The sequence below is a fragment of the Roseateles saccharophilus genome (assembly GCF_031458095.1).
GTDB classification, from domain to species: domain Bacteria; phylum Pseudomonadota; class Gammaproteobacteria; order Burkholderiales; family Burkholderiaceae_C; genus Pelomonas; species Pelomonas saccharophila_A.
In genome coordinates this window covers 376,600-400,164 of the sequence record NZ_JAVDXU010000004.1, presented here as the reverse complement: position 1 = coordinate 400,164, position 23,565 = coordinate 376,600, and the positions used below count along the sequence as shown (strand labels likewise).

General features: G+C 67.7%; 24 protein-coding genes. 10 read left to right on the top strand and 14 right to left on the bottom strand.

Going from position 1 to position 23,565, the window contains the following annotated elements; translation table 11 throughout:
* Positions 1 to 85 precede the first annotated feature (85 nt).
* Positions 86 to 4,051, top strand: a complete 3,966-nt coding sequence (gene purL, locus J2X20_RS24455; RefSeq protein WP_310270966.1) for a phosphoribosylformylglycinamidine synthase — start codon at positions 86 to 88, stop codon at positions 4,049 to 4,051.
* Here the strand turns inward: purL and J2X20_RS24450 are convergent.
* The 4 genes from J2X20_RS24450 to J2X20_RS24435 all read right to left on the bottom strand — a co-directional run bounded on the left by J2X20_RS24450 (position 4,048) and on the right by J2X20_RS24435 (position 6,944).
* On the bottom strand, positions 4,048 to 4,509 hold the full coding sequence (locus J2X20_RS24450) for an SRPBCC family protein (protein ID WP_310270963.1): 462 nt from the start codon (positions 4,507 to 4,509) through the stop codon (positions 4,048 to 4,050). The two genes, purL and J2X20_RS24450, sit on opposite strands and share 4 nt — an antisense overlap.
* Positions 4,506 to 4,856, bottom strand: coding sequence for an ArsR/SmtB family transcription factor (locus J2X20_RS24445; RefSeq protein ID WP_310270961.1), 351 nt, complete (start codon positions 4,854 to 4,856; stop codon positions 4,506 to 4,508). Before J2X20_RS24445 ends, J2X20_RS24450 begins: the two co-directional genes overlap by 4 nt.
* Positions 4,825 to 5,499: a glutathione S-transferase family protein gene (locus J2X20_RS24440; protein ID WP_310270958.1), complete on the bottom strand. Its 675-nt coding sequence runs from the start codon at positions 5,497 to 5,499 to the stop codon at positions 4,825 to 4,827. Before J2X20_RS24440 ends, J2X20_RS24445 begins: the two co-directional genes overlap by 32 nt.
* 113 nt (positions 5,500 to 5,612) lie before the next feature.
* The gene (locus J2X20_RS24435) at positions 5,613 to 6,944 is read right to left on the bottom strand and encodes an MFS transporter (protein WP_310270955.1); all 1,332 of its coding nucleotides are present in this window, start codon (positions 6,942 to 6,944) and stop codon (positions 5,613 to 5,615) included.
* A gap of 114 nt (positions 6,945 to 7,058) precedes the next feature.
* Between J2X20_RS24435 and cyoA the strand changes: the two genes are divergently transcribed.
* From cyoA to J2X20_RS24400, 7 genes are all read left to right on the top strand, one after another.
* Complete coding sequence (gene cyoA / locus J2X20_RS24430; protein ID WP_310270952.1) at positions 7,059 to 8,135, top strand: ubiquinol oxidase subunit II; 1,077 nt, start codon at positions 7,059 to 7,061, stop codon at positions 8,133 to 8,135.
* Between the two features lie 9 nt (positions 8,136 to 8,144).
* The gene (gene cyoB, locus J2X20_RS24425) at positions 8,145 to 10,148 is read left to right on the top strand and encodes a cytochrome o ubiquinol oxidase subunit I (protein ID WP_310270949.1); all 2,004 of its coding nucleotides are present in this window, start codon (positions 8,145 to 8,147) and stop codon (positions 10,146 to 10,148) included.
* 16 nt (positions 10,149 to 10,164) lie between these two features.
* The gene (cyoC, locus tag J2X20_RS24420; RefSeq protein WP_310270947.1) at positions 10,165 to 10,788 is read left to right on the top strand and encodes a cytochrome o ubiquinol oxidase subunit III; all 624 of its coding nucleotides are present in this window, start codon (positions 10,165 to 10,167) and stop codon (positions 10,786 to 10,788) included.
* Entirely contained in the window at positions 10,788 to 11,177 is a 390-nt protein-coding gene (cyoD, locus tag J2X20_RS24415) for a cytochrome o ubiquinol oxidase subunit IV (RefSeq protein WP_310270944.1), read from the top strand. Before cyoC ends, cyoD begins: the two co-directional genes overlap by 1 nt.
* A gap of 178 nt (positions 11,178 to 11,355) precedes the next feature.
* Complete coding sequence (locus tag J2X20_RS24410) at positions 11,356 to 12,054, top strand: SURF1 family protein (protein WP_310270939.1); 699 nt, start codon at positions 11,356 to 11,358, stop codon at positions 12,052 to 12,054.
* Positions 12,051 to 13,385: an ATP-binding protein gene (locus J2X20_RS24405; RefSeq protein ID WP_310270937.1), complete on the top strand. Its 1,335-nt coding sequence runs from the start codon at positions 12,051 to 12,053 to the stop codon at positions 13,383 to 13,385. The genes J2X20_RS24410 and J2X20_RS24405 overlap by 4 nt, the downstream gene beginning before the upstream one ends.
* Positions 13,375 to 13,932, top strand: a complete 558-nt coding sequence (locus J2X20_RS24400; RefSeq protein ID WP_310270934.1) for a response regulator transcription factor — start codon at positions 13,375 to 13,377, stop codon at positions 13,930 to 13,932. The genes J2X20_RS24405 and J2X20_RS24400 overlap by 11 nt, the downstream gene beginning before the upstream one ends.
* Here J2X20_RS24400 and J2X20_RS24395 read toward each other — a convergent pair whose 3' ends face one another.
* From J2X20_RS24395 to J2X20_RS24365, 7 genes are all read right to left on the bottom strand, one after another.
* Positions 13,933 to 15,228: an NAD(P)/FAD-dependent oxidoreductase gene (locus J2X20_RS24395; protein WP_310270931.1), complete on the bottom strand. Its 1,296-nt coding sequence runs from the start codon at positions 15,226 to 15,228 to the stop codon at positions 13,933 to 13,935.
* Between the two features lie 125 nt (positions 15,229 to 15,353).
* Entirely contained in the window at positions 15,354 to 15,704 is a 351-nt protein-coding gene (locus J2X20_RS24390) for an RNA recognition motif domain-containing protein (RefSeq protein ID WP_310270928.1), read from the bottom strand.
* Between the two features lie 84 nt (positions 15,705 to 15,788).
* Positions 15,789 to 15,998 carry a hypothetical protein gene (locus J2X20_RS24385; protein WP_310270925.1) on the bottom strand — a complete coding sequence of 70 codons (210 nt, stop codon included), beginning with the start codon at positions 15,996 to 15,998 and terminating at the stop codon, positions 15,789 to 15,791.
* Positions 15,999 to 16,245: 247 nt separating this feature from the next.
* Entirely contained in the window at positions 16,246 to 17,226 is a 981-nt protein-coding gene (locus J2X20_RS24380) for an LLM class flavin-dependent oxidoreductase (protein WP_310271515.1), read from the bottom strand.
* Between the two features lie 5 nt (positions 17,227 to 17,231).
* Positions 17,232 to 18,134 carry an alpha/beta hydrolase gene (locus J2X20_RS24375; protein ID WP_310270922.1) on the bottom strand — a complete coding sequence of 301 codons (903 nt, stop codon included), beginning with the start codon at positions 18,132 to 18,134 and terminating at the stop codon, positions 17,232 to 17,234.
* 161 nt (positions 18,135 to 18,295) lie between these two features.
* A complete protein-coding gene (locus tag J2X20_RS24370; RefSeq protein ID WP_310270918.1) occupies positions 18,296 to 18,853 on the bottom strand; it encodes a GNAT family N-acetyltransferase in 558 nt (185 codons plus the stop codon).
* Positions 18,850 to 19,098, bottom strand: coding sequence for a DUF2917 domain-containing protein (locus tag J2X20_RS24365; RefSeq protein WP_310270915.1), 249 nt, complete (start codon positions 19,096 to 19,098; stop codon positions 18,850 to 18,852). Before J2X20_RS24365 ends, J2X20_RS24370 begins: the two co-directional genes overlap by 4 nt.
* Before the next feature lie 132 nt (positions 19,099 to 19,230).
* On the opposite strand from J2X20_RS24365, the gene gcvA reads away from it, so the two are divergent.
* Positions 19,231 to 20,157 (top strand): transcriptional regulator GcvA, encoded by a 927-nt coding sequence (gene gcvA, locus J2X20_RS24360; RefSeq protein ID WP_310270913.1) that lies wholly within the window; start codon positions 19,231 to 19,233, stop codon positions 20,155 to 20,157.
* A gap of 2 nt (positions 20,158 to 20,159) precedes the next feature.
* Here the strand turns inward: gcvA and J2X20_RS24355 are convergent, their stop codons facing one another.
* The 3 genes from J2X20_RS24355 to J2X20_RS24345 form a co-directional block, all read right to left on the bottom strand.
* Positions 20,160 to 20,873, bottom strand: a complete 714-nt coding sequence (locus J2X20_RS24355; protein WP_310270910.1) for a YebC/PmpR family DNA-binding transcriptional regulator — start codon at positions 20,871 to 20,873, stop codon at positions 20,160 to 20,162.
* A 96-nt stretch (positions 20,874 to 20,969) separates the two neighbouring features.
* Positions 20,970 to 21,662 carry a hypothetical protein gene (locus tag J2X20_RS24350; protein ID WP_310270907.1) on the bottom strand — a complete coding sequence of 231 codons (693 nt, stop codon included), beginning with the start codon at positions 21,660 to 21,662 and terminating at the stop codon, positions 20,970 to 20,972.
* Positions 21,662 to 22,762, bottom strand: coding sequence for a S1C family serine protease (locus J2X20_RS24345; protein ID WP_310270903.1), 1,101 nt, complete (start codon positions 22,760 to 22,762; stop codon positions 21,662 to 21,664). Before J2X20_RS24345 ends, J2X20_RS24350 begins: the two co-directional genes overlap by 1 nt.
* A 129-nt stretch (positions 22,763 to 22,891) precedes the next feature.
* Here J2X20_RS24345 and J2X20_RS24340 point away from each other — a divergent pair, with 129 nt between their 5' ends.
* A complete protein-coding gene (locus J2X20_RS24340) occupies positions 22,892 to 23,503 on the top strand; it encodes a hypothetical protein (protein ID WP_310270899.1) in 612 nt (203 codons plus the stop codon).
* The last annotated feature ends 62 nt before the right edge of the window (positions 23,504 to 23,565 follow it).

The window sequence follows — 23,565 nt, the reverse complement described above, 5'->3', positions numbered from 1 at the left end:
GGCGTCGCACGCCGCCCTGGCCCCGGGGCGGTGCCCTCCGAGATCCGCGTGCCCCGCGCCGCGCCCAGCCTCCTCCCCGGATCCCATGGCCCAGACCCCGCAACTGACCCATTTCGAGGGCGGCAACGCCCTTTCCGATTTCCGCGCCCAGGCCCTGCTGGCCAGGCTGCAAGAGGTCAGTGGCCGCATCACCGGCATCAACGCCCGTGCGGTGCATTGGGTCTGGACGGATAAGGCCCTCGATGCCGAGACCCGGGAGCGCTTCGGCGCGCTGCTGACCTATGGCGAACCGGCCACGGCCGACGCTGAGGGCGATCTGGTGGTCGTCACGCCGCGGTTCGGCACCGTCAGCCCCTGGGCCTCCAAGGCCACCGACATCGCCCGCAACTGCGGCCTGGCGCTCAAGCGTGTCGAGCGCGTTGTCGAATATCGCATCACGACCAAGAGCGGCCTGCTGGGTGGCGCCAGGCCGCTGAGCCAGGACGAGCTGAACGCCTGCGCCGCGTTGCTGCACGACCGCATGACGGAGTCGGCCTGCTTCAGCCGTGACGACACGAAGCACCTCTTTGACGAGCGCACCGCCGAGCCGCTGGCCCATGTGGACGTGCTGGGCGCCGGCCGCGCGGCGCTGGAAAAGGCCAATGTCGAATTCGGCCTGGCCCTGTCGACCGACGAGATCGACTACCTCGACACCAACTTCAAGAAGCTCGGCCGCAACCCCAGCGACGTCGAGCTGATGATGTTCGCCCAGGCCAACAGCGAACACTGCCGCCACAAGATCTTCAACGCGAGCTTCATCATCGACGGCGAGGCCCAGCCGCTGAGCCTGTTCGGCATGATCCGCAACACCGAGAAGCTGAACCCCCAGCACACGGTGGTCGCCTACTCCGACAACGCGGCCATCATGGAAGGCCATGCCATCGAGCGCTGGATGCCGGCGCCCCAGGCCGGCGCGGCCTATGTGGCTCGCCCCGAGCAGGCCGAGGTGCTGATGAAGGTGGAGACGCACAACCACCCGACGGCCATCTCGCCCCACCCGGGCGCCTCCACGGGCGCTGGCGGCGAAATCCGCGATGAAGGCGCCACCGGCCGCGGCTCCAAGCCCAAGGCGGGCCTGACGGGCTTCTCGGTCTCCAACCTGCATCTGCCAGGCTTGAGCGAGCCCTGGGAGCAGAACCCCGTCGGCAAGCCGGCGCATATCGCCAGCGCGCTGCAGATCATGATCGACGGCCCGCTCGGTGGCGCGGCCTTCAACAACGAGTTCGGCCGGCCCAATCTGGCCGGCTATTTCCGCGTCTTCGAGCAGAACGTCGCCGGCCTGCGCCGCGGCTATCACAAGCCCATCATGATCGCCGGCGGCCTGGGCACCATCCGCTCGGACCTGACCAAGAAGATCGAATTCCCGGCCGGCACTCTGCTGATCCAGCTCGGCGGCCCCGGCATGCGCATCGGCATGGGCGGCGGCGCGGCCTCGTCGATGGCGGCAGGCACCAACACGGCCGACCTGGACTTCGACTCCGTGCAGCGCGGCAACCCCGAGATCGAGCGCCGCGCGCAGGAGGTCATCAACCATTGCTGGGGCCTTGGCGCCGAGAACCCGGTGCTGGCCATCCACGACGTCGGCGCCGGCGGCATCTCCAACGCCTTCCCCGAGCTGGTCAACGACGCCGGCCGCGGCGCGCGCTTTGACCTGCGCAAGGTGCCGCTGGAGGAATCCGGCCTCGCCCCGAAGGAAATCTGGTGCAACGAGAGCCAGGAGCGCTATGTGCTGGCCATCGCGCCTGAGAGCCTGCCGGTCTTCCAGGCCTTCTGCGAGCGCGAGCGCTGCCCCTTCGCCGTCGTCGGCGTGACGACCGAGGAGCGCGAGCTCAAGCTGGTGGATGGCGACACCGAGGTGGCCGGCCATCCCATCGACATGCCCATGGACGTGCTGCTGGGCAAGCCGCCCAAGATGACGCGCGACGTGCAGCGCGTCGCTCGCGACGGCGGCACACTGGACCTGAACGGCGTCAAGCTCGAGCAGGCGGCGTTCGATGTGCTGCGCCACCCCACCGTGGCCAACAAGCGCTTCCTCGTCACCATTGGCGACCGCACGGTCGGCGGCCTGAATCACCGCGACCAGATGGTCGGCCCCTGGCAGGTGCCGGTGGCGGACTGCGCCGTCACCCTGGCCGACTTCAAGGGCTTTGCCGGCGAGGCCATGAGCATGGGCGAGCGCACGCCGCTGGCGGCCGTCAACGCCCCCGCTTCGGGCCGCATGGCCGTGGCCGAGGCCATCACCAATCTGCTGGCCGCGCCCTTCGAGCTGCCGCGCGTGAAGCTCAGCGCCAACTGGATGGCGGCCTGCGGCGAAGCCGGTGAAGACGCTGCGCTGTTCGACACGGTCAAGGCCGTCGGCATGGAGCTGTGCCCGGCGCTTGGCATCTCGATTCCCGTCGGCAAGGACTCCTTGTCGATGCGCACCAAATGGGATGACCAGCAGGTCACCGCACCGGTGTCGCTGATCGTCACCGCCTTCGCCAGCATCGCTGACGTGCGCGGCACGTTGACGCCCGAGTGGCAGCGCGAAGACTCGTGCGCCATCCTCGTCGACCTGGGGCAGGGCCAGCACCGCATGGGCGGCTCCATCCTGGCGCAGACGCTGAACCAGTTCGGCTCGGACGTGCCGGACCTCGATGACCCCAAGCTGCTGGTCTCGCTGGTCAACGCCATCAACGAACTGCGCACTGCAGGCAAGCTGCTGGCCTATCACGACCGTTCGGACGGCGGCCTGTGGGCTGCCGCCTGTGAAATGGCTTTTGCCGGCCAGACCGGCCTGAGCCTGAACGTGGACATGCTGGTCACCGAAGGCGACGGCATCAGCGACAGCCGCGCCGAGATGGGCGATTCCAAGAACTGGGCGGCCCAAGTCAGCGGTCGCCGTGATGAGCTGACGCTGCGCGCGCTGTTCGCCGAGGAGCTGGGCGCGCTGATCCAGGTCCGTGCCAGCGACCGCGATGCCGTCATGCAGGTGCTGCGCGCCCATGGCCTGTCCAAGCATTCGCATGTGGTGGCCAAGCCCAACGCGTCTCGGCAGATGGAAGTCTGGCGAGATGCGAAGAAGGTCTTCGGCGCCGGTCTGACGGCCCTGCAGCAGACCTGGGACGAGGTGAGCTGGCGGATTGCCCGGTTGCGTGACAACCCGGCCGGCGCCGATGCCGAGCACGCGGCCGCCGGCAAGGCCGACGACCCGGGCCTGCATGTGCATCTGACGTTCAAGCCCGAAGCGCCTTTCGTCTCTGCCGGCGCCAAGCCGAAGGTCGCCATCCTGCGCGAGCAGGGCGTCAACTCGCACGTCGAGATGGCCTATGCGATGTCGCTGGGCGGCTTCGACAGCTTCGACGTGCACATGAGCGACCTGCAGTCAGGCGCGGTCAAGCTGGACGGCTTTGCGGCCTTCGTGGCCTGTGGCGGCTTCAGCTATGGCGACACCCTGGGCGCCGGCGAAGGTTGGGCGCGCAGCATCATGTTCAACCCGGTGCTGACCGAGCAGTTCCGCGCCTTCTTCTCGCGCCCCGACACGCTGGCCCTGGGCGTCTGCAACGGCTGCCAGATGCTGGCGGCCCTCGCGCCCATCATCCCCGGTGCCGATGCCTGGCCGCGCTTCACGCGCAACCAGAGCGAGCAGTACGAGGCCCGGCTGGCCCTGGTCGAGGTGCTGGATTCACCCAGTGTCTTCTTCAAGGACATGGCCGGCAGCCGCGTGCCCATTGCCGTCGCCCATGGCGAGGGCTATGCCAACTTCGCGCGCCAGGGTGACGCCAGCAAGGTCATCCCCGCCATGCGCTTTGTCGACAACCACGGCAAAGCCACCGAGGCCTATCCGTTCAATCCCAACGGCAGCCCGGGCGGCCTGACCTCGGTGACGACGCCAGATGGCCGCTTCACGGCGCTGATGCCCCACCCGGAGCGCGTCTTCCGCAATGTGCTGATGAGCTGGACCTCGGGCGACAAGAGCGCGCACAGCCCCTGGCTGCGCATGTTCCAGAACGCGCGCAAGGCGCTGGGTTAAGCGGCGTCGACTTCCAGCAGCAGCCGATCGAGACCCTCTTCGGTCCCGCACCGGCGCTGCTCGATGTCCATATGACCGTCGAGATAGGCCAGCTGCTCCGTCAGCTTCAGCGTCGAGCCTGCCGGGCTGTTGGCGAACTCCACGGTGACGAGGGAGGCCGACAGCGCGCGGCCGTCGGCGGCCATCGAGTAGGCGAAGACGATGCGGGCCTGCGGCATGATGTCGAGGAAGACCTTGTCGACGGCGAGCTGGGTGCCATCAGGCAGCGTGCTGCGATAGATCTCCTGCCCGCCGGGGCGAAAGTCCATGCTGAACTCGGTCGCCCCCGTCTCGGCATGGCAGTCCGACCAGCGCTGCTTGGTGGCTGGATCGGCCCAGGCGGCAAACACGCGGGCGGCGGAGGCCTTGAAGCGGCGCTCCAGCACGAAGCTGGTGTGGGCGGTGGGAGTTCGGATCACGGTTGCGGGTCCTGTTCATCGAGAAGGGCTTCGAGGGCGTCGAATTGGCGATGCCACGTCGCCTTGCGCTCGGCCACCCAGGCCTCCAGGCCGCCAAAGGCGTCCGGCGCGATGCGATAGGTGCGCACGCGGCCGGCCTTGTCGGACTGCACCAGGCCGCCGGCCTCCAGCACGGCCAGATGCTTGACCGCCGAGGGCAGGCGCAGCGCCAGCGGCTTGGCGAGGTCGGTCACCGAAGCCGGGCCGCGGCTGAGCTGGTCGACCATGGCGCGGCGGTTGCCGTCGGCCAGGGCGACAAAGAGGCGGTCCAGGCGCTCAGTCGGCGAGGAAGCGGGCGGGGAGGGCATGGCGCAGCGGGTAGTACTGGAAGACGGGGCGGGCCTCGACGATGCAGCGCCACACCGACGGCCGGGCCAGCAGGCGCTCGAAGTACGCCGACAGCCTCACGTGCTCGGGTGAGAAGGGCCTGATGATGGCCGCGTGGAACAGCGACGGTGCCGCCGCGCAGTCCGCCATGGAGAAGGCCTCTCCCGCGGCCCAGGGGCCTTCGCCGAGGCGGTTCTCGATGAGGTCATAGGCCTGCCCCAGCTCGTTGACGACACCGCTCAGCGTGAGGGGATCGCGATCTTCCTCGGGCCGCAGCAACTGGGCCACATAGCGCTGGGCGGGCGTCATCACGTAGCAGTCGAACAGACGATCCCACAGCCGCACCTGCAGTTGGGCGTCGAGGTCCTCGGGCAGCAGGCGGACTCGGCCCGGGTGGCGACGGTCCAGGTATTCGATCTGCACCGAGGTCTCGGGCACCACGCGCTCGCCGTCCACGAGCAAAGGGATCTTGGCCGTGGGCCAAAGGGCGGCGTAGGCGGCGCGCGCCGCCGGGTCGCCAAGGTTGACGCCGCGGGCCTCGAAAGGCGTGCCGTTCTCGTAGAGCGCGATCAAGACCTTCCAGCAGTAGGAGGACAGCGGGTGGTAGTGCAGCGTCAAAGCCATGGGTGCCTTATCAGTTTCCGATCCGGCTAAGTGTATTGAAACTTTCTTTGAATGGAAACTCTTGGGGCAAAACAAAGGCGGGCCGAGCCCGCCTTCGAGGGAGGCAGCTGGCCTCAGTCCTGGACGACCGCCGCGGTCTGCAGCCGCTTGTTGATCCGCAGTGCCACCAGCGTGCAGACCACGCCGGACAGCAGATACAGGCTCAGCGACACCAAGCCGAAGCGTGAGGACAGGAAAAGGGCGACGACGGGTGCGAAGGCCGCGCCCAGCAGCCAGGCCATGTCGGCGGTCAGCGCCGCGCCGGTGTAGCGGAAGTGGGGCAGGAAGTTGGACGTCACCGAGCCGGCGGACTGGCCGTAGGACAGGCCCAGCAGCACGAAGCCGATCAGGATGAAGGCCGCCTGGCCGGGCTTGCCACCGCCCAACATGAAGGGCGCGAACAGCGCAAAGACGCCGATGGCGACGGCCATGGCGCCGAGGTAGCTGCGACGGCCGATCTTGTCGGCAATGAGGCCGGACATGGGCATGGCGACGGCGGCGAAGGCAGCGCCCAGCAGCTCCATCTTCATGAAGTCGTCGGCACCTTGCGGGTCCTGCAGCGTCACCCAGGACAATGGGAAGACCGTCACCAGGTGGAAGAGGGCGTAGCTGGCCAGGGCGGCAAAGGCGCCGATGACGATGTGGTGGCCCTGGGCCGGCAGCAGCTCGCGCAGATAGGCGGGGTCGAGCTCGTGCTCTTCCATGCGCTTCTCGTACTCGTGGGTGACCACCAGGCGCAGGCGCGCGAACAGCGCCACGACGTTGATGGCGAAGGCCGTGAAGAAGGGGAAACGCCAGCCCCAGGACAGGAAGTCCTTGGCCTCCAGGCTGCCGTAGACGTAGAGGAACACGCCCGACGCGACGAAGAATCCCAGCGGTGCGCCGAGCTGGCCCAGCATGGCGTACCAGCCGCGGCGGTCGGGCGGGGCGTTCAGGGCCAGGAGGGAGGGCAGGCCGTCCCAGGAGCCGCCCAGGGCCAGACCCTGGCCGACGCGGGCCAGCGCCAGCAGCCAGATGGCGGCGCTGCCGGCTTCGGCATGGCCGGGCAGCAGGCCCATGCCGACCGTGGAGCAGCCGAGCAGGAAAAGGGCGGCGGTCAGCTTGGTCGAGCGGCCGAAATGGCGCTGGATGGACATGCCGATCAGCGTGCCGACCGGTCGGACGACGAAAGCCAGCGCAAAGACCAGGAAGGCGTAGAGGGTGCCGGTCAGCCGGTCGGCGAACGGAAAGAAGACCTGGGGAAAGACCAGCACCGAGGCGATGCCGAAGACGAAGAAGTCGAAATATTCGGACGCGCGGCCGATGATGACGCCGACCGCGATGTCGCCGGGGGCCAGGTCCTCGTCCGTGCGAGTGGTCAGCGGACCGGATTGGGGGGTATGAAAGGTACTGCCTGCAACTGCCATTTCGCGCTTGTCTCCGAGTCTGCCTAGGACAAAATGTCCAATCGTTGATTTACCTCAATCAACTTACATTCCGTCGCTGCACGCAAGATCGTTAACCCTCGCGCGCCTCTCAGGATGTACCCCAACAAGTCTCTCCTCACAAGCGCCCTGGTCTTGTCGGCCAGCTTCGCTTTGTCTGGCTGCGATTGGATCGTGATGAAGCCGCATGGTGACATCGCCCAGCAGCAGGCCAACCTCATCGTCACGTCCACGCTGCTGATGCTGCTGATCATCGTCCCGGTGATCGCGCTGACGCTGTTCTTTGCGTTCCGTTACCGCCAGTCCAACCCCGAGGCGACCTATGCGCCGGACTGGGACCATTCCACGCGCCTGGAACTCGTCATCTGGGGCGCGCCGCTGCTGATCATCATCGCCCTGGGCGCCATCACCTGGATCAGCACCCACAAGCTGGATCCCTTCCGCCCGCTGGACCGCATCGCCGAAGGCCGGCCGGTGGCCGAAGGCGTGAAGCCGCTGGAGGTCTATGCCGTCTCCATGGACTGGAAGTGGCTGTTCATCTACCCCGAGCAGGGCATCGCCACCGTCAACGAGCTGGCGGCGCCCGTGGACCGTCCCATCCATTTCCGCTTCACGTCCACGAGCGTGATGAACACCTTCTACGTGCCCGCCCTGGCCGGCATGATCTACACGATGCCGGGCATGGAGACGCAGCTGCACGCCGTCATCAACAAGGCCGGCGTCTATGACGGCATTTCGGCCCATTACAGCGGTGCCGGGTTCTCGGACATGCGCTTCAAGTTCCACGGCCTGTCGGATGAAGAGTTCGCCCGCTGGATCGACGGCAACAAGGCCGGCGGCGCCAAGCTGACGCGCGAGGACTACCTGAAGCTGGAGCAGCCGAGCACCAAGGAGGCCGTGCGCCGCTACGCCAGCGTCGAGCCCGGCCTGTGGGGGGCCATCGTCGACCGCTGCGTCGACGGCAAGAAGATGTGCGTCAGCCAGATGATGGCCATCGACGCCGCCGGCGGCGCCGGCAAGGGTGGCCTGGCCAGCACCCTGCGCAGCCCCTGGCGTGACACCGAGGGGGGCAAGCGCGAGCGCACCGTCGTCGCGGCCCTGTGCACGCCGACCAACCCGCTGGGCCTGCCCGTCGAGAGCGATGCCAGCACCCGCGTCGCGCAAAAGAACTAAGAGAAGCCGATGAACGCTCCCGTCTACCCCGAAGAGCTCCACCCGGTCTTTGGCCGCCTGGGCCTGCATGCCCTGCCGATCCACGAGCCCATCCTCGTGGCGACCTTCATCGCCGTCGCCCTGGGCGGCCTCTTCGTCTTCTTCCTGATCACGAAGTTCCGCCTCTGGGGCCATCTGTGGCGCGACTGGATCACCAGCATCGACCACAAGAAGATCGGCATCATGTACATGATCCTGGGCGTGATCATGCTGCTGCGCGGCTTTGCCGACGCGCTGATGATGCGGGCCCACCAGGCCATGGCCTTCGGCGAGAACGCCGGCTTCCTGCCGCCGCACCACTACGACCAGGTCTTCACGGCCCACGGCGTCATCATGATCTTCTTCGTCGCGATGCCTTTCGTGACCGGCCTGATGAACTATGTCGTGCCGCTGCAGATCGGCGCGCGCGACGTGGCCTTCCCCTTCCTGAACAACTTCAGCTTCTGGATGACGGTGGGCGGCGCCATCCTGGTCATGATCTCGCTGTTCGTCGGCGAATTCGCCAAGACCGGCTGGCTGGCCTTCCCGCCGCTGTCGGGCATCCTGGCGAGTCCTGACCCCGGGGTGGACTACTACCTGTGGTCACTGCAGATCGCGGGGGTAGGGACGACGCTGTCCGGCATCAACCTGATCGCCACCATCATCAAGATGCGCGCGCCCGGCATGGCCATGATGAAGATGCCCGTCTTCACGTGGACGTCGCTGTGCACCAACGTGCTCATCGTCGCCAGCTTCCCCGTGCTGGCCGCGGCCCTGGCGCTGCTGACCGCCGACCGCTACCTCGGCACCAATTTCTTCACCAACGACCTCGGCGGCAACGCCATGCTCTACGTGAACCTGATCTGGATCTGGGGCCATCCCGAGGTCTACATCCTGATCCTGCCCATCTTCGGCGTGTTCTCCGAGGTCGTCTCGACCTTCAGCCGCAAGAAGCTGTTCGGCTATGCGTCCATGGTCTATGCCACGGTCGTCATCACCATCCTGTCCTACCTCGTCTGGCTGCACCACTTCTTCACGATGGGTTCGGGCGCCAGCGTGAACTCGTTCTTCGGCATCACGACGATGATCATCTCGATCCCGACGGGCGCCAAGATCTTCAACTGGCTGTTCACCATGTACCGGGGCCGCATCCAGTTCGAGGTGCCCATGCTGTGGACGGTGGGCTTCATGATCACCTTCACCGTCGGTGGCATGACCGGCGTGCTGCTGGCCGTGCCGGCGGCGGACTTCGTGCTGCACAACAGCCTGTTCCTGATCGCCCACTTCCACAACGTCATCATCGGCGGCGTGGTGTTCGGCGTCTTCGCCGGCATCAACTACTGGTTCCCCAAGGCCTTCGGCTTCCGCCTGGACGCCTTCTGGGGCAAGGTCTCGTTCTGGTGCTGGTTCATCGGCTTCTGGCTGGCCTTCACGCCGCTGTATGTGCTTGGACTCATGGGCATCACGCGCCGCGTCAGCCACTTCGACGACCCCTCGCTGCAGATCTGGTTCGTCATCGCCGCCATCGGCGCGGGCTTCGTGGCCCTGGGCATAGCCGCCTTCCTGATCCAGATCGCCGTCAGCGTGATGCGCCGCAAGGAGCTGCGCGACACGACCGGCGACATCTGGGGCGGCCGCACGCTGGAGTGGTCCACGTCCTCGCCGCCGCCGGACTACAACTTCGCCTTCACGCCCATCGCCCACGAGATGGACGCCTGGTACGACATGAAGCAGCGCGGCGCCGAGCGCCCGACGACCGGCTTCGTGGCCATCCACATGCCCAGGAACACCGGCGCCGGCTTCGTCATCGCCATGCTGGCGACGCTGATGGGCTTCGCGCTGATCTGGCATATGTGGTGGATCGCCGGCCTGAGCTTTGCAGCGACGGTCATCGCCGCCATCGTGCACACCTTCAACTACGACCGCGACTACCACATCCCGGCCGATGCGGTGACCCGCACCGAGGACGAGCGCACCCGTGCGCTGGCCGCCTGACCGGGAGAGCTTTGACATGTCTGCAACCATCGCCACCCATGTGAACGGCGCCCCGGTCTACTACGACCACAGCGGCGAGCACCATCCGCCCGGCAGCACCATGCTGGGCTTCTGGCTCTATCTGATGAGCGACTGCCTCATCTTCGCGGTGCTGTTCGCCGTCTACGCCGTGCTGGGCCGCAACTATGCGGCCGGCCCGTCGGGCGCCGACCTCTTCGACCTGCCGCTGGTGGCCGTCAACACGGCCCTGCTGCTGTTCTCGTCCATCACCTACGGCTTCGCGATGATCGCGATGCAGGCCCGCAAGAAGGGCCAGTTGCTGGGCTGGCTGGCCGTCACCGGTCTGTTTGGCCTGGGCTTCCTCGGCATCGAGCTGTTCGAGTTCCACCATCTCATCCACGAGGGTGCGGGCCCGGGCCGCAGCGCCTTCCTGTCCAGCTTCTTCACGCTGGTCGGCACCCACGGCCTGCACGTCACCTTCGGCACCCTCTGGCTGGTCACGCTGATGGTGCAGGTGAAAAAGCTGGGCCTCACGCCCGCCAACCGCCGCCGCCTGATGTGCCTGTCGATGTTCTGGCACTTCCTGGACGTCGTCTGGATCGGCGTCTTCACCTTCGTCTATCTCATGGGGGTGCTGTGATGGCCGGCCATGCACATGATGCTCACGGTCACGATGACCATCTCGATGGCGAGCAAGACTTCCACGTCAGCTACAAGGGCTACGCGACCGGCTTCATCCTGTCCGTCATCCTGACGGCCATCCCCTTCTGGCTCGTCATGGCCAAGGTGCTGCCCAGCCCCAAGCTGACCGGCTTCATCATCCTGGGCTTCGCGGCCGTGCAGATGGTGGTGCACATGGTCTATTTCCTGCACATGAACGCCAAGGTCGAGCAGGGCTGGTCCATGCTGGCCCTGCTGTTCACGGCGGCCCTGGTCGTCATCATGCTGTCGGGCTCGGTCTGGGTCATGTATCACATGAACACCAACATGATGCCGACGCCTGATCCCGCGGCGATGCGAAACATGTGAGCCCCTCGCCCAGTCTCGCCTTGCTGGACGCAGGCGTGCCTAGTCGGTCCCCCGAGGGGACGGCGATGCTTGCGGCATTGAGCCGCAAGCACATCGCCAGACGGGCCGGCTCGGGAGCGGCCCAGCGCTCGGCCCGCAAAAATCCGGCCGGCATCGTGAATGCGGAAGGAAGACTGACGTGACACGTGCCGCTCGCCTCGCACTGATCGCTGCCGCGGCGCTGTCGAGCGCCGGTTTCCTTGCACTGGCCACCTGGCAGGTCCAGCGCCTGGGCTGGAAGCAGGACCTCATCGCCCGCGTCGATCAGCAGTTGCGGGCGGAACCGGTGCCGCCGCCACTGGTGTCATCCAAGGCCGACGAGTACCGGCGCGTGCGCTTGCGCGGGCAGTTCGAGCCGCGTGAGGCGCTGGTGCAGGCCATCACGGAACTCGGCGGCGGCTACTGGGTCATCGCACCGCTGCGCCTGGAGGGCGGCACAGCCGTTCTCGTCAATCGCGGTTTCGTGCCGCCCGAGCAGCGCGCGCCCGAACAGCACGCCGCGCCGAATGGCCCGGTCGAGCTGACCGGCCTGCTGCGCCTGACCGAGACCGGCGGCGGCCCGCTGCGCAGCAACGTACCTGCCGAAGGCCGCTGGTACTCGCGCGACGTGGCCGGCATCGCGGCGCAACTCGGCGTGGCCGACAAGGCCGCCCCGTACTTTGTCGACGAGTCCGCCGACCCCGCCCAGCCGCAGCGCTGGCCGCGCCCTGGCCTGACGGTCATCCGTTTCGCCAACAATCACGCCGTCTACGCCGCCACCTGGCTGGCGCTCGCGGCCATGGCGGCCGCCGCGGTGGGTTATCTGCTGCGTGAAGAGCGCCGGCGCGCCAAGCCTTGACCCACACGCCGCTGAACCTCACCGCCGAACCCGTCGCCGTCGCGCCCGAGCGCCGCGCCGGCCGCGCCAATCTGCGCCAGCTCATCGAGCTGCGCTGGCTGGCCGTCGGCGGCCAGCTCGCCACGGTGCTGGTCGTGCATGTGGGCCTCGCCATCGCTCTGCCCTGGGCCGAGATGATGAGCCTGCTGGGCATCCTCGTCGCCTTCAACCTCTTCAGCATCTGGCGCAGCAAGCTCACGCAACCGGTCTCGCAGATCGAGCTCTGCATCGCCCTGCTGGTGGACGTCGGCGTACTGACCGGCCAGCTCTATCTCGCCGGCGGCAGCGACAACCCCTTCATCTACCTCTATCTGCTGCAGGTGGCCGTCGCGTCCGTGCTGCTGCGGCCGGCCTATCTGATGGCAGTCATGCTGAGCGCCGTGTCGGGCTTTGTGCTGCTGACGCAATGGCATCGCCCGCTGCTGCTGGACCCCACGTCGCCGACGACGCTGTCGCCCAACTACCTGGGCGGCCTGCTGCTGTGCTTTCTGCTCAACGTGGCCCTGCTCAGCGTCTTCATCGTGCGCATCAACCGCAATCTGCGCCAGCGCGACGCCGAACTGGCTGAATTGCAGCAGCGCGCGGCCGAGGAGGTGCATATCGTGCGCATGGGCCTGCTGGCCAGCGGCGCCGCGCATGAGCTGGGCACGCCACTGGCCACGCTCAGCGTCATCCTGGGCGACTGGGCCCATATGGCGCCCTTTGCCGCCGAGCCTGAGCTGCGCGAGGAGATCGAGGAGATGCAGCGCCAGATCCTGCGGTGCAAGGCCATCGTCACCGGCATCCTGATGTCGGCCGGCGAGATGCGCGGCGAGGCGCCGCGGCTGACGACGCTGCAGGCCTTCACCGAGAGCCTGGCCAAGGCCTGGCGGGCGGCCCATCCCGGCGCCGACCTGGCCCTGCGCAACAAGGACCTGCCCGAGTTCGAGATCATTTCGGACAGCGCGCTGCAACAGGTCGTCGCCAATCTGCTCGACAACGCGTTGGAGGCTGCACCCGGCATGCCATTGACGCTCGTCGCCAGTTGCCCCGACGAGGAGACCCTGTGCTTGAGCGTTCGCGACAACGGCCCCGGCTTCGACGTCGAGAGGCTCAAGCATTTCGGCGAGCCCTACCAGAGCAGCAAGGGCCAGCCCGGCCGAGGCATGGGCCTCTTCCTGTCGGTCAATGTGGCCCGCACCTTGGGCGGCAAACTGGAGGCGCGCAACCGCGAGGGCGGTGGCGCCGAGGTCGTGCTCACCCTGCCGCTCGCGTCGCTGCTGCCGCGACAATCCAGATCTGATGCCCGCTGAAGAAGACCGCCTGCTGCTCATCGTCGAGGACGACGACAGCTTCGCCCATACCCTGACCCGCTCCTTCGAGCGTCGCGGCTGGCGCTGCCTGCGGGCCACGGGTCTGGACGACATGAAGACCCTGCTCGATGAGCTGCCCGACGACGAGGAGCTGGGCCATGCCGTCGTCGACCTCAAGCTCGCCGGCGGCGCCTCGGGCCTGGCCTGCGTGCAGGCCCTGCATGGCTGGGACCCGGAGGTGCTCATCGTCGTGCTGACCGGCTACGCCAGCATCGCCACGGCGGTCGAGGCCATCAAGCTCGGCGCCTGCCACTACCTGGCCAAGCCGGCCAACACCGACGACATCGAGGCTGCGTTTGCGCGCAAGCAGGGTGATGCCGATGTCGAAGTCACCGAGAGGCAGACCGCCTCCATCAAGACCCTGGAGTGGGAACGCATCCACGAGGTGCTGGCCGAGACCGACTTCAACATCAGCGAGACCGCGCGGCGCCTGGGCATGCACCGGCGCACGCTGGCGCGCAAGCTCGAGAAGCAGCGCATCAAGTGATCAGCCGGGCAGCCTCTCCTTGAGCGCATCGCGCAGCTCGGCCCAGCTGTAGGTGGCCTGGGCCGCCAGCAAACCCGCCTGGCCGAAGACCGGCGTCAATCCATAGCGTTGCAGTTCAGAGGGAAGGTCCGCGCGGCCGCTGATGGCCTCGGCCAGCCATTCGCCGGCGGCCGTCGTCGGCGCCACGCCATGGCCACCAAAGGCCTGGGCGAACCACAGGCCCGGCGCGAGCCGGCCGATCTGCGGCATCTTGTGACGGGCATAGCTCATCAGGCCGCCCCAGGCGTGCTCGACGCGCACCGCGGCCAGCTGCGGATAGACCTTGAGCAGATCGGCCTGCAGCATCTGCGCGATGCGGGCCGGGTCGCGCTCCTGGATGGAGATGCGGCCGCCCCACAGCAGGCGGTGGTCGGCCAGCGCCCGGTAGTAGTCGAAGGCGAAGCGGTTGTCGTACAGGGCCGCCGGCGTGCGGATGGGCCGCAGATGGGACGGCAGGGGCTCGGTGGAGATCACATAGGTGGCGATCGGCAGTCGCGCGCCGGTCAGGTCTGGCAGCACCGTCTTCAGATAGGCGCCGCCCGCCACGACGACCTGGGCGGCGCGGATGGCCGCATCCTGCCCGGTGCGCAGCAGGAAGCCACCCGCGGGGAGGCGATCGACGGCCATGACGGCGCTGTGCTCATGCACGCGGCCGCCGGCCTGCTCGATGACGCGGGCCAGACCCAGGGCGTATTTCAGCGGATGGAAATGGAAGGCATCGCGCTCCAGCAGGGCGCCGCCATAGCGCTCCGTGTCCAGCCATTGCCGCACTTGAGCGGGTGCTATCTCGTCCCAGGCGACGCCGAAGTTCTCGCGCAGCCAGCGCGCCTGGTCGCGCAACTGGCGCTCGGCGCGCGGGCTGTGCCTGAACCAGTTCAGCAGCAGGGCGCCACCTTCCACCTTGTCGCAGTCAATGGAATGACTCTCGATGCGCGAGCGGATCAGTGCGACGGCTTCGCGGCTGTGGGCATAGAACTCACGGGCCGGCGCCAGGCCCAGGTCACTCACCAGGTCGGCCGCATCGCGGCTGTAGCCGCCAAAGACGAAGCCGCCGTTGCGGCCCGAGGCGCCATGGCCGATGGTCTGCGCCTCCAGCACCGCCACGCTGGCGATGCCGCGCTCCTGCAGGCCGCGCGCCGTGGCCAATCCGGCAAAGCCACCGCCTAGCACGGCGACTTCCACGTCGCAGGCTGCGCCGGACAGAGGCGGGAAGGTCAGATCGGGTGCCGTGGCGGCGTAGTAGGTCTGCGTTTGCATGCGCTGGCATTGGCTCGGAGGGCTGAGCTCAATGTAGCCCTGCGCGTGCCATTGCATGCCAGGTCAGCGCGGGACGAAAAAAAACCGGCTCGGGAGAGCCGGTCTTTCATGCCGAGCCGCTGGGTTCAGTAGCGGCCGCCGCCGAAGCCACCCGTGCCGTAGCCGACATCCGAACGCTTGGTGGCGGTGTAGCCGTTCGCGCTATAGCCGCTGGAATCCTTGCTGGCTTCGCGGGGACGGGCCAGGCTCACGACGATGGAGCGTCCATCGACGGTCATGCCGTGCAGTGCGGCGATGGCGGCCTGGGCGACTTCGGCAGAAGCCATTTCGACGAACCCGAAGCCTTTGGAACTGCCGGTGTCCCGGTCCATCATGACCTTGGCGGAGGACACGCTGCCGAACTCGGCAAAGTTGCTTTTCAGGCTGGAATCGGTGACCGAGTAGGGCAGGTTGCCCACGTAAATCTTGCTGCTCATGGTTGAGGCTTTCTGTGTGTTTGGAGCGCCGTCAGGGCGCGGTGCCGCGAATCCCGCAATCGGGAGTTCGCAGCGGATGGGACGTCAGCACGCGTTCAGGGGTGGCATGCACGCTTGCAGCCAGCCCTGAGTGACGGCAAACAACCTTGCCGCTTCGCGCGAGGCAAAGGTGGTGTCGAAGCGGAACACGCGGCGACGACCGTCGTTGCCCTCGGCGGGGCGAACCGAGAACGAGGCGCGAAAGCGGCCACAGTCGGTCGGGTGTGTCGCGGGCGAAACGACGTACTGGCCCATGGGGATGGAGTGGTTCGAAATCTTGATCAGTCAGAACTGCGGGCTTGAATCGCCCGGCGGGGCACGTTTTCGCCCGGTCAGCTGCTGTGCTACCGGCCAAAGACGCGTGGAAGGTCGCAAAGAGCGCCCTGGGTGGGGCGTGAACGGCCAGTCGGAATGGCGCGGCGACAGCGGATTATATCTGTTTGGATATATTTCCGCGTATTTATATTTCTTCAGGTGCTGATTGCAATGGGTCCGATGCCGATCAGAGCCGCGCCAGCAGCTCGTACGACCGCCTGCGCAGCGAATGGTCATGCACCGCGCAGGCGACGATGAACTCATCGGCCCGCGTGCGCTCCCTTGTTGCGGTCAGGCCGGCGCGCACGGTTTCAGGCGAGCCGATGACGGCTTCGCTCAACATGCGCTCCACCTGCAGCCTCTCGGCGGGCGACCACAGCGAGTCCATGCTGGCCACCGGCGCCGGCAGCTTGCCGCGCTGGCCGCGCACCATGCCAAGGAAGCGCTGCTGGGCCGAGGTGAACAGGAACTGCGCCTCCTCGTCCGTCGGCGCAACGATGACATTGAGCCCGACCATGGCATGCGGCTTGGGATGCTTGGCGCTGGGCTTGTAGGTCGCGCGATAGATCTGCAGGGCCTGCATCAGCATCTCGGGCGCGAAATGCGAGGCGAAGGCAAAGGGCAGGCCGAGATAGGCGGCGAGCTGGGCCGAATAGAGGCTGGATCCCAGCAGCCAGATCGGTACTTCGGTGCCTTGGCCTGGCACCGCCCGCACGACGGCGTCGCCACTCAAGGGTGCCAGATAGCTCTGCAGCTCCAGCACATCGTTGGGGAAGCCGTCCTCGCCGGTGGTTTCCAGGCTGCGGCGCAGGGCCCGCATGGTCGGGCGGTCCGTGCCCGGCGCACGGCCCAACCCCAAGTCGATGCGGCCCGGGAAGAGTTCGGCCAGGGTGCCGAACTGCTCGGCAATCGTCAGCGGCGCATGGTTGGGCAGCATGATGCCGCCGGCACCAACGCGGATGCGTCGGGAGGCCGCGGCCAGCTGGCCGATCAGCACGGCCGTCGCCGAGCTGGCCACGCCTTCCATGTTGTGATGCTCGGCCACCCAGTAGCGCTGATAGCCCAGCTCGTCGGCCAGCTTGACGAGGTCCAGGCTGTTCAGCAGGGCTTCGCGGGTGGTGGCGCCTTCGACGACGGGGGCCAGGTCGAGGATGGAAAGCGGGGGCAGGGCGGTCATGCCGCCATCTTGCCCAGATCGGTTTCGCCCCATGCAACCGGGGCTTTGCGCAGATGTGATTGCAGCCAGGGCAGCAGGCGGGCTTCGTAGGCCTGGCGGTCGAAGTCGCGCAGATCCTCATGGCCGGCGCCCGGCACCGCCCACAACTGCTTGGGCTCGGGCGCGGCATTGAAAAGCTGCTCGGTCTCGACCCAGCGTGTGGAGCGGTCCTCGGTGCCCGAAGCCACGAGCACCGGCGCGCGGATGCTGCGAATGGCTTCGATGGGCCGCAGCTCGTGCACGCCCAGGCCCAGGCGCAGCGGGATCTGCAGCAACAATAGCGGCGCGGCCCAGGCGCCGGCCGGGCCGAGGCGGTTGACGAGGCGGTCCTGCACGGCGTCGGTGATGGTCGGGTAGACCGACTCCAGCACCAGCGCATCCAGTTCGGGCTGGCGGTCCGCGAACAGCAGCGAGGCGCCGCCCAGCGATACGCCGAGGCCGCCCAGCTTTTCGCCCGGCAGCTTGTGGCGCAGCCAGGCCAGCGCGGCCTGCACGCCCAGGGCCTCGCGGCGGCCGAAGCTGATGCGGTCGCCGCTGCTTTCGCCGTGCGAGGGCAGGTCGATGAGCAGGCAGCCTATGCCCTCGCGCTGCAGCCAGCGGGCGCGCTCCTGCATCTGCAGCCGGTTGCCCCGCACGCCGTGCAGCAGCAACACGGCGCCTTCGCCTGCGCGGCCGGGCAGGAACCAGCCGCTGACCTGCTGGCCGTCGCCATAGGGGATGCGCAGGGCTTCGCCCGGCAGCCCGGGTGGCGGGGCGCCGAGAGCCGCGCGGGCGGGGCGGGTCAGCCATTCGCCGGCGGCCAGGCTGAACACGACGACGCCCAGGGCGAGTACGAGGGTGATCAGGAGGACGCGATTCATGCGATGAAGGCTGCCCGCTTGAGGGCGACGGCTTTGTCAGCGCACAGGCAGCGAAGCGGTAGGCTGAGGCGCTCAAGCGGCAGTGTCACCCTGTCAGCCGTCTCGCTTGGCTGCGGCGCCAGGCCGGCAGATCTCGGGGCTGTGAACTATTGCCCTATCCCTCAGGCCAGATCCAGCACCGCGCGCACGAGTTGCGCGCCATCGGGATGCGCCGTCAGGCGGGCGCCCTGGTCGCGCATCAACGCCAGCATGCGGCGGTTGTCGGCCAGGATGTCGCCGTAGAGGTAGCGCACGCCGTGGCGGCCTGCGTGGGCGGCGAGATGGGCGATGAGGCGCCGGCCCAGGCCGCGGCCCTGCCAGTCATCGGCGACGGCCAGCGCGAATTCGGCGCGCTCGGGGCGGCTGATCTCGTGCACATAGCGTGCATCGGCGATGACGGGGTGATCCGGCTCCAGCGCCTCGACGACCCAGGCGACATGCTGGCTCTGGTCGACCTCGGTCAGCAGCTTCAGCAGGCCAGGGCTGAGTTCGCGCAGGCCGACATGGAAGCGCTTGTGGCGCGAGTCCAGCGACAGCGCGCTGAAGAAGGCCTGCTCGGCGGCGGCGTCGGCGGCGACGATGGGGCGCAGGCTGACCTCGCGGCCGCCGGCCAGCAGCCACTGCTCGGCAGTCTGGGCGGCAGCCGGCGCCTGTGCCGGCCGAGCCAGCAGCGCGTTCACACCCGCGCCTCGGCCGGCCGCAGGTCCAGCACCGCCGGGCCACTCAGCGCGCTGACGGTGACGGCCTCGTCGCTCTGCACCACAAAGCATTGGCCCGGCTCCAGCACGATGTCGCGGGCGTCGTGGTCGATGGTGATCCACAGCGTGCCGGAGGCGCTGCAGAGATGGGTGGCGCGGGCCTCGGGCAGGCGCGAGATCTGGCCGCGTTGCAACAGCAGCCGGGTGCGGGGGATGTCGATCAGCATGGTGAGCTCCTCAGGCGGTCGGGTTGCATGCGGGATTGGCATGCTTGCGCTGGCTCCGCCTGAGGCGGATAGTGACGGTTGGCCACTGTGCCGACAAACGATGATTTGGAAGGCTTCGCATTCCTCCAGCGCATGTCAAAAAAGCCGATTGACCATCTCCCGCCGCTGCAGCTGCTGGCCGCCTTCGAGGCCGCTGCCCGCCATCTGAGCTTCACGCAAGCCGCCGAGGAGCGCTTTGTCACCCAGTCGGCCATGAGCCGTCAGATCCGCGCGCTGGAGGATGAGCTGGGCGTGACCCTGTTCGAGCGCCGCCACCGGGCCCTGGCCCTGACCGAGGACGGCCAGCGCCTGCACGCGGCCTGCGCCACGGCCTTGAACACGCTGCGCGTGGCCGTGCGTGCGGTGCGGGAGCCCCACCAGCGCCAGGTGCTGGCCCTGACCACCACGCCCGGCTTCGCCTCGCTGTGGCTGATCCCGCGGCTGACGGCCTTCACGCGGGCCCATCCGGGCATCGATGTGCGCCTGGATGCCGGCCTGGGCAACCGCAATCTGGCGAGCGAGGGCTTTGATCTGGCCATCCGCTACAGCCCCGTCGGCGCCGCCCAGGGCCAGCAGCTGTTCGCCGAGTCCATGCTGCCCGTCTGCAGCCCGCGGCTGGTGGGGGAATTGGGCCTGCCGCTGCGCGAGCCCGCCGATCTGGCCCGACACACGCTGCTGCATCTGGCCATGGATGGCGACAGCAGCGGCATGCCGGCCGAATGGGAGCCCTGGCTCGGCGCCTGGGGCCTGGCCGATCTGCGGCCGGCAGCGCGGCTGAGTTTCTCCAGCTATTCCGAGGCGATCGCCGCCGCGGTGGCGGGGCAGGGCGTGGCCCTCGGGCGCCGGCCGCTGGTCGACGCGCTATTGGCCAGTGGCCAGCTCGTGACGCCCTTCGACGCCGGCATCGCCTCGGCGCGGGCCTATCGCCTCATCATCGATCCGGCGGCCAAGACGCGGCCGGCGGTCAAGGCCTTCGAGCAGTGGTTGCTGGCGCAGTGCCTGGCGCCGGCGCTCGGCTAGCGTCAGCCCGCCAGCCCGGCGTACACATGCTGCACGTCGTCGTTCTCGTCAAGTGCCGCCAGGAAGCTCTCCACTTCCTCCAGTTGCTCGACGCTCAGACTTGACGGGTCGATGGGGTTCTTGGGGCGGTAGCCCAGCTTGGCGCTGAGCACCGTGAAGCCCTGGGCGGGCAGGGCGCGGCTGACGAGGTCGAGGTCGGCGGGGTCGGTCAGGAACAGCGTGACGCCGTCCTCGTCGGCGGGCACCAGATCCTGGGCGCCGGCTTCGATGGCGGCCATGTCGGCGTCGGCCCCCGGTGTGGCGGGTTCGGCCTCGATCAGGCCGACGTGGTCGAAGTCCCAGCTCACCGAGCCCGGCGTGCCTTGTTGGCCCTTGCGGAACAGCACGCGCATGTCCGAGGCCGCGCGGTTGGTGTTGTCGGTCAGCACCTCCACCATGACCGGTACTCGATGCGGCGCAAAGCCTTCGTAGATGACCTGCTCGAAGTGCACGGTCTCGCCGGTCAGGCCGGCGCCCTTCTTGATGGCGCGGTCCAGCGTGTCTTTGGGCATGGACACCTTGCGCGCCTGCTCGATCACCAGGCGCAGCTTGGCGTTGTCCTTGGGATCAGCGCCGCTGCGCGCCGCAATCATGATGTCCTTGGCCAGCTTGCCAAAGAGCCGGCCCTTGGCATTGGCGGCGATGTCTTTATGTTTGGCTTTCCATTGCGCGCCCATGGGGTGTCCTGTTTCGTCGAGTGGGCCCGGTGCTGAGTGGCTTGTTGGGCGGGGCGCTACTTTACGTGCCGCGCGCTGCAATGTTCCGCGTACGGGCTACTGCAAGCGCTGAACCGGATGAAATGAGCCGATCTCCACCTCGGCCAATCCCATGGCTTCCAATGTTCGAAGCAAGCTGTCGAGCATGTAGGGCTCAGACGAACCGAAGTCCACGACGGTGTTCCAGTAGCCGCCTTCAACGTTGGGAAACGTCACGCTGTGGATCACACCGAGCAACTGCCCCTTGGGCGCTTGCTTGGTGTCTGAGATGTCCATCCATCGACTGGCCCAGGCGGTCAAGGGTGACAAGCTGGTTGGCTGCTCCCGGCTGCGAACCTCTACTCGGTTCCAGACAAACGGATGAACGATGACCTTGAGCTTGGACGTGAACTGAAAGGTCTGAGGTGCAAATTGCCTGAAAGGCTTTTCGTGTTCATACCGAGATGACTCGAATTTGCCGTTCAGGTTGGACACGAGATCCAGCCGAATCTGGTCGTACGGTGGCGGAGCGGTCATCCCATTGGGGCGAATGAGCAGTTCGTTGACGCACACGTTGGCCTTCGTCTTGCACCAATCAGCGTAGGCTCGCTTGAGATCGCCAACATAGTGCTCGCGCTCAGAAGTCGCAATCGCCCGGATTTGGAGGCTCGCGCTTTCGCTGGGAGTTGTCTCGCCGTGGGCCTGTACAGAACAGAGGAAGGCGAACGCCGCAAGGCCGTGGCGGATGCAGATGAGCAGCAAGTTGTTCATCAGTCCGAGCTACCCAGCGTGGCAGTGACTTTGCGCGTCTGCCCGGCCCGCCACACCGTCAACGTCACCTTCTCCCCGATCTGCCGCGTCTCCAGCAGCGACAGCATGTCGTCCAGGTCCGCCACCGCCTGCCCCTCCACGGCCGTGATGACGTCGCCCTGCACGATGCGGCCGACGCGGTCCCGTCCGAAGGGTTTCAGCCCCGCCGCGGCCGCCGGGCTACCCTCCGCCACATTGACCAGCAGCACGCCCTTGGGGGCGCCCAGCGCCTGGGCCAGATTCGCCGGCCCGGCCGTCACACCCAGGGCCGGCCGGATGAAGCGCCCATCGCGGATCAGCCGCGGCACGATGCGGTTGACCTCGTCGACGGGGATGGCGAAACCGATGCCGGCGCTGGCCCCGCTCGGGCTGTAGATGGCTGTGTTGACGCCGATCAGCCGCCCGGCCGAATCCAGCAAGGGCCCGCCCGAATTGCCCGGGTTGATGGCCGCGTCCGTCTGGATGGCGCCCTTGATGGTGCGGCGCGTGACCGACTCGATCTCGCGGTTCAGGGCCGAGACGATGCCGGTCGTCAGCGTCTGGTCCAGGCCGAAGGGGTTGCCGATGGCATAGACCTTCTGGCCCACCTGCAGCTCGCGGCTGGTGCCCACCGCAATGGCCGGCAGCTTGTCGCGCGGCGCCTCGATGCGCAGCACGGCAATGTCGCGGTCAGGAAAGGCGCCGACCAGCTTGGCCGGATAGCTGCTCTGATCGGCCAGCGTGACGGTGGCGCGGTCGCCGCCCTGGATGACATGGAAATTGGTGACGACATGGCCGCTGTCGTCCCAGATGAAGCCGGTGCCCGTGCCGCTGGGCTGCTCGCTGGTGCGCAGCGAGAAGAAGTCGCGCTGCACGCTCAGCGTCGTGATGTGCACCACCGACGGCGACACGCGCTTGAAGACGCCGATGTTGTTCATTTCCTCGGCATCCAGCGCGCCGCGGGCATTGACGGCGCGGGGCTGGGCCGGGGTCTTGGCGATTGCGCTGTCGGCGCCGCCCAGGCCGGGCAGGGCGATGAGCAACAGGGCGGAGAGGCGCAGGCGAAGCGAGACGGCGACCATGAGGCTGGGACGTGGTTGGCGACCCTGCATTTTGAGGGGGAGGCCCCTGGTTCCAGCGGCAGAGGCGGCGCTGTCAGCGCAACGACCGACGCTTGCGTTAGGCTGGGCCGATATGAACAGGTGGTGCCGATGAAGCGTCTGAAATGGTGGGCCGTGCTGGCCGTGGTGCTGGGAATGTCGAATGCCGGGGCCCAGCAGGTCTGGAAATGCGAAGTGAATGGCAAGGTCAACTTCAGCGACAAGCCCTGTCCGCAGGCGGGCCAGCCGGTCGCAGAGCGCAGCCTGCAGCCCAATGTGGTGGAGGCGATGAAGCCCGAGATCGTGAACGCGGCCATGGGCCGCCCGCCGGCGGCCTCGGCACCGCCCCAGTCTGTGGGCAATGCCTGCCCGGGGGACGGCGAGATCCGCGGCATGGAGACCCGGGCCAACTCGACGACGCTGGGCGAGGCCGAGCGCCAGTTCCTGCAGGACGAGGTGCGGCGCGTGCGCCAGTGCCGCGCCGGCCAGGGGCGCTACCGCGAGGCCGACTGGGTCATCAGCCGCGAGGCCCAGGCCGCACAGACGCAGATCAGCGACCGGGCCCGTTACGACGCCCGTCTGCGCGCCGAGGCCATGCACAGCGCCGCCGATCCCGACGAGGGCGACCGCATCGCGCGCCGGCGCATCGCCGAGGAAAAGATGCAGCGCCGTCAGCAGCAACAGCTGCAAAGAATGCACCCGGCGTCCTACCCCGCGTCCTGAAGGCGCGCCCGCCGCGGCACGGCGTTTGCCCCTGACCGCTGCGTGGCTGCGTCGCAAGCCAC

Coding starts and splice junctions, on each gene's coding strand:
- purL (WP_310270966.1), top strand. CDS start 86: ATGGCCCAGACCCCGCAACTGACCCATTTCGAGGGCGGCAACGCCCTT.
- J2X20_RS24445 (WP_310270961.1), bottom strand. CDS start 4,856: ATGCCCTCCCCGCCCGCTTCCTCGCCGACTGAGCGCCTGGACCGCCTC.
- J2X20_RS24440 (WP_310270958.1), bottom strand. CDS start 5,499: ATGGCTTTGACGCTGCACTACCACCCGCTGTCCTCCTACTGCTGGAAG.
- J2X20_RS24435 (WP_310270955.1), bottom strand. CDS start 6,944: ATGGCAGTTGCAGGCAGTACCTTTCATACCCCCCAATCCGGTCCGCTG.
- cyoA (WP_310270952.1), top strand. CDS start 7,059: ATGTACCCCAACAAGTCTCTCCTCACAAGCGCCCTGGTCTTGTCGGCC.
- cyoB (WP_310270949.1), top strand. CDS start 8,145: ATGAACGCTCCCGTCTACCCCGAAGAGCTCCACCCGGTCTTTGGCCGC.
- cyoC (WP_310270947.1), top strand. CDS start 10,165: ATGTCTGCAACCATCGCCACCCATGTGAACGGCGCCCCGGTCTACTAC.
- cyoD (WP_310270944.1), top strand. CDS start 10,788: ATGGCCGGCCATGCACATGATGCTCACGGTCACGATGACCATCTCGAT.
- J2X20_RS24400 (WP_310270934.1), top strand. CDS start 13,375: ATGCCCGCTGAAGAAGACCGCCTGCTGCTCATCGTCGAGGACGACGAC.
- J2X20_RS24395 (WP_310270931.1), bottom strand. CDS start 15,228: ATGCAAACGCAGACCTACTACGCCGCCACGGCACCCGATCTGACCTTC.
- J2X20_RS24390 (WP_310270928.1), bottom strand. CDS start 15,704: ATGAGCAGCAAGATTTACGTGGGCAACCTGCCCTACTCGGTCACCGAT.
- J2X20_RS24385 (WP_310270925.1), bottom strand. CDS start 15,998: ATGGGCCAGTACGTCGTTTCGCCCGCGACACACCCGACCGACTGTGGC.
- J2X20_RS24375 (WP_310270922.1), bottom strand. CDS start 18,134: ATGAATCGCGTCCTCCTGATCACCCTCGTACTCGCCCTGGGCGTCGTC.
- J2X20_RS24365 (WP_310270915.1), bottom strand. CDS start 19,098: ATGCTGATCGACATCCCCCGCACCCGGCTGCTGTTGCAACGCGGCCAG.
- gcvA (WP_310270913.1), top strand. CDS start 19,231: ATGTCAAAAAAGCCGATTGACCATCTCCCGCCGCTGCAGCTGCTGGCC.
- J2X20_RS24355 (WP_310270910.1), bottom strand. CDS start 20,873: ATGGGCGCGCAATGGAAAGCCAAACATAAAGACATCGCCGCCAATGCC.
- J2X20_RS24350 (WP_310270907.1), bottom strand. CDS start 21,662: ATGAACAACTTGCTGCTCATCTGCATCCGCCACGGCCTTGCGGCGTTC.
- J2X20_RS24345 (WP_310270903.1), bottom strand. CDS start 22,762: ATGGTCGCCGTCTCGCTTCGCCTGCGCCTCTCCGCCCTGTTGCTCATC.
- J2X20_RS24340 (WP_310270899.1), top strand. CDS start 22,892: ATGAAGCGTCTGAAATGGTGGGCCGTGCTGGCCGTGGTGCTGGGAATG.